The organism is Paraburkholderia ultramafica (assembly GCF_902859915.1).
Classification (GTDB): Bacteria; Pseudomonadota; Gammaproteobacteria; order Burkholderiales; family Burkholderiaceae; genus Paraburkholderia; species Paraburkholderia ultramafica.
Genome location: NZ_CADIKK010000102.1, coordinates 1 through 4,548 on the forward strand (window position 1 = coordinate 1; position 4,548 = coordinate 4,548).

At 55.1% G+C, this 4,548-nt stretch carries 2 protein-coding genes and 1 pseudogene; 2 read left to right on the plus strand and 1 reads right to left on the minus strand.

Annotated features, from left to right (window positions below):
• Positions 1 to 241 precede the first annotated feature (241 nt).
• A complete protein-coding gene (locus HV744_RS36130; protein ID WP_175154028.1) occupies positions 242 to 598 on the minus strand; it encodes a hypothetical protein in 357 nt (118 codons plus the stop codon).
• Between the two features lie 496 nt (positions 599 to 1,094).
• On the opposite strand from HV744_RS36130, the pseudogene HV744_RS36135 reads away from it, so the two are divergent.
• A pseudogene (locus HV744_RS36135) lies at positions 1,095 to 1,665 on the plus strand (transposase); the annotation flags it as partial.
• Positions 1,666 to 2,921: 1,256 nt separating this feature from the next.
• Positions 2,922 to 4,421, plus strand: coding sequence for a PLL family lectin (locus tag HV744_RS36140; protein WP_175154029.1), 1,500 nt, complete (start codon positions 2,922 to 2,924; stop codon positions 4,419 to 4,421).
• The last annotated feature ends 127 nt before the right edge of the window (positions 4,422 to 4,548 follow it).

Below are 4,548 nucleotides of genomic sequence, written 5' to 3' on the forward strand. Positions count from 1 at the left end.
GCGAGATGTTATCCCTTTCCGCGAATTGCATCGTACATGGGCCACCTTTGCCTTGGACGCCGGTGAGTGTGCCCGTCGGTTTCGTTTCGCCATCTTCTGGTTCCTTGTCGCCGGCCATTATGACGGACTCACGCCCCAGCTTTACCACTCAACGCACTGTCCGAATTCTCGGCGCCACCGCTCGTCGAGCCGACGCGCAGCCGGAATGACTCTTCCGCTGCCCTATGGCCTGGTAGTGTACCTACCCGTCATCTGGCCAATGTTGCAATGGGGCGTAGGAACCGATTATGGTCACCTCGCCACCAGGCGGAACGAGCGAAGCCCAGTCTATACCCGGATCACCAATGTCGACGGAAACCAGCAGAAGGTAGTGGTTGAGATGAGACCAAACGTTCGCGCCGAGGAGTTCGACACGATCGACGTTCCCCTGCCGCCTAGCTGGTCGCCTTGGAAAGGCAGCGAGCTTCGGGCCAACAAAGTCGAGGAACTCTTGCCTGGCCTTCGCCTCCTCACTCATCTGATCGTCCGTAGGCGAAAAGCCATCTTCGGTAGACTCGATGCCCTTAGGCGGCATGTCGATGCGGATCACCATTTGCATAAGCACGTTACCCCCTTATGGAGATTAGTATCATCCTAGCCGTTTGACCTGACGTGACCCGATCAAGGTTTTAAAGGGCCAGCGCCAAGGACGTGCGCCACCCAGGCCGTTCCGCGTGGGCGTTCCGTTACGTGCAACTCCATGCAACGCGTTACCGGACGCAAGGCGAAGCGGCAGCAGACCTGCTCGAATACATCAAAGTGTTTCATTACCGCAGTTGTCGTCATTCGTCACTCGACTTTGTATCGCCGACCCGGTTCCTGCAAGGCTGGCTCACTACTCAGAAGGCACAGAACGCGTTTGAATAACCCGGGGTCTCTGGAAGGCGAAAAAAATGAGGAAGATCATTCTGTTCTCAAGAAAGATAGTGCAATGCAAGTGAAAGACAAGAAAAATCGAAACTAGCAGACTGTTGAAAAGCGCCTCATCATAATGAGCTTGCCCTCGAAAAACGAATCCCTTGCTGAGCAGGTAAACTCACGCAAGGAGAAGAACGATGGCAAGCAAGGCAAAGCGGGCGCAATACACGCTCGAGTTCAAGCTGGAAGCTGTGCGGCTGGTCAGGGCCGGGCAAAGCATGGCAGCGGTGGCGGCGACACTGGGTATGGTTGAACAGACGCTGTACAACTGGGTGAAGGCTGACCGGAAAGACAAGCTCGCGGGAGCTGGAACAAGGCCGGTGAGCCCGGAACAGATGGAATTGGCCCGGTTGCGTGTCGAAGTTGCTCGTCTGAAGATGGAGCGAGATATTTAAAAAATATCCGCCGCGTACTGTGCCAAGGAGTCGATGTGAAGTACGCATTCATTGAGCGCAATCGACGCCACTGGGCAGTCTCGCGATGAGCCGACGCGGCGATTGCTGGGATAATGCGCCTACCGAAAGTCTGTGGGGTTCGCTGAAGGTAGCACGTATGCATGGGAGGCACTTCGCCACGCGGCGTGGCGCAATGGACGAGGTAATTGATTGGCTGGGCTTTTACAATGCACGCCTAATACACTCGACACTCGATTACGTCAGCCCCATGACGTTCGCGATAAACTGGTTCGCAGCCCAGCAAGGTGAGGCTTGCGTAATTCCCTCGGTTATGGGATTCACCAAACAGGGGCAAGGCCACGCCTCAATGTTGTTAAAAACCCTAAACCAGTGGCGTACCGGAGTGTCAATGTGACAACCCAGTGATAATGACGATCCTTTAGTAAATCTCATTGACACTGGGAAATAGTCATCTAAAGTTCAGCTGCGGTCCAAAGGATGCGAGATAATTTTCGGATGTTGATATGTGTAGGATAGGGAGAAGTGTCCTACTGGCTCACTGCGTTCCGTAGCGAATCCGCGAGCCAATTTATTCGATACTTACCCTCACACGGAGCCGATCGGAAAAGGCAATAGGCTGAACGTCCGAGAGGGATCTGGCAGAACGTTGCCACGATCATGATCTTTTTCGTACATGAGTCGCGTCATCGTAATGTTCGACGATGCGTGCGACACATCACAGGTTGGAAGAGCGGCGTCGCACTTACATCGCATTCCTAATAAAACACGGAAGGCCAATGGAGTGGGCCTAGCCATGTCGAAGCATCGGTGTCGGGGTGAAAAGATGTCTCTTTTGCTGCGCGTGTTGTCGCCACAATACATGAACAGGTTCGCCACGTGATCATGAACCGCAGCGAATCGTTGTAGTTAGCGCGCAGATTTGAAGCGGCGCATCACCTACTCGCGTACGCGTGTCGGCTGGTGCGAGTTGTCCGCCCGGTTTTTGGTAAGCGACGCGTCAATCCCCATTCCTGTCGCGTGGTTGGCGCAACCGCTGCTTCGTTTGGCGTTTTCTGAGACGGAGCGAACATGGAAGTGGGCTGGGGATTGTGGGCGCCCCACGTGGCGGCGATGGAACAAGGAGTATGTAGCCGACGGCGGGGTATGCAAAGCGCCACGGTTTGGCGCTGCGTAGCAAGTACTACTGGGGGCGCAAGTAAAAACAAGCTGCGGTGTAACCCCCGGTGCACCTGATCGGGGCGATGCCTTCGTGGCGCTACGTATCGCCGAGGTCCGTGTTTGACATGTAGTGGAAACGATTATGCCGTGGACGACACGAATGAATCGCGCGGCTCGACGATGTGCATGAGCTGACACGCGACGGGATGCTGATTCGGAAATGCATTGCCGGAATGAACCGGGCCGAGTGCGCGCGCCACGCGATTACAACAGTCATTCCAACGCTGGCGCCAAGTTCAGATATCGCCGCGGCCTTCATCGATGCTGGTGACGCACGAACCACAGAATATCTTAGACACCTCTTCTATCTAGTCTTAAAGGAGAATTCAGATGAAAAAGACTGCACTTGCAGCCAAGGCTTGGGGTCCTGGCCGCCTCGATATCTTTGGGCTCGGTACCGACAACCAGATGTTCCACAAGTTTTTTGATGGTAAATGGGGCCCGTCGCCCACAGGCTGGGAGCCGCTAGGCGGGCGGTTCAATAGCCCCCCCGCGGTCGCCTCCTGGGCCTCTGGCCGTCTGGACATCTTTGGGCTCGGTACCGACAACCAGATGTTCCACAAGTTTTTTGATCGTGAATGGGGCCCTTCGCCCACAGGCTGGGAGCCGCTAGGCGGGCGGTTCAATAGCCCCCCCGCGGTTGTTTCGTGGGCACGCGGTCGCCTCGATATATTTGGGCTCGGTACTGACAATCAGATGTACCACAAGTTCTTCGATGGAAACTGGGGCCCCGATTGGGAGCCACTAAGGGGCGAGTTTGCTAGTCCACCCGCAGTCGTCTCGTGGGCATCGGGCCGTCTCGATATCTTCGGACTCGGTACCGATAATCGGATGTACCATAGGTTTTTCGATGGTAACTGGGGTCCGGATTGGGAGCTACTTGGAGGGAAGTTCAATAGTCCTCCCACAGTTACCTCATGGGCGCCGGGCCGTCTCGATATCTTTGGGCTTGGTACCGACAACCAGATGTACCACAAGTTTTTCGATGGTAAGTGGGGTCCGGACTGGGAGCCACTAGGCGGGCGGTTCAATAGCCAACCCGCAGTTACCTCATGGGCGCCGGGCCGTCTCGATATCTTTGGGCTCGGTACCGACAACCAGATGTTCCACAAGTTTTTTGATGGTAAATGGGGCCCGTCGCCCACAGACTGGGAGCCACTAGGCGGGCGGTTCAATAGCCAACCCGAAGTTACCTCATGGGCGCCGGGCCGTCTCGATATCTTTGGGCTCGGTACCGATAACCAGATGTTCCACAAGTTTTTTGATGGTAAGTGGGGCCCTTCGCCCACGGACTGGGAGCCACTAGGCGGGGTATTCAATATCTCTGGCGAGGAGACGCATGCGACTACAGAAAGTACAGAAAGCTGGCACGTGGGTGTTACTTTCGCGGATAGTACGCCCTTGGGTGGATGGGTTGATTTTGTTGCAAATAAATCAGGAGCCTTTACGTTTTCTGGCCATATGCACAACAGCGGTTTCGACCCAATCGGCTTTTCGGTCGCTGCAGCTATTGTGACACCTTCTGGATTGGTGTATGGATTCGGATTTTCTGGAAGATGTGGCGGAACGATTAGCGGCGGCGGTCGCGATAGTGATTGGTCTGGTAATCCAACGAACACGTTTAAAGACATAAATGGGAACGTAGTGCCGAACCCAAATCCAGCCATCGCAGCAGACTGGGAAAATTTCGCGCACGGGACCCTAATGTGTCACATCGTCGCCCAGGATTCTGCTGCAAAAGCGTTAGTCGACTTCGTAACGGGAGCCGTTGAGGACATGGCGAAACAAGCGGCGGCGGCAGGCACTAAAGCCCTAATAGCATTACTGTGAGCCTTGTATTGTCCGCGGAAGGCACGCCTCAGTATTTGGCTGTTTGCCCCGTATGCAGCCGTGGAAGGAAAACAGTGAAAACGCTCGTCAAGGCCAGATGGCTATTGCTCTGGATCCTGTTGGGTCT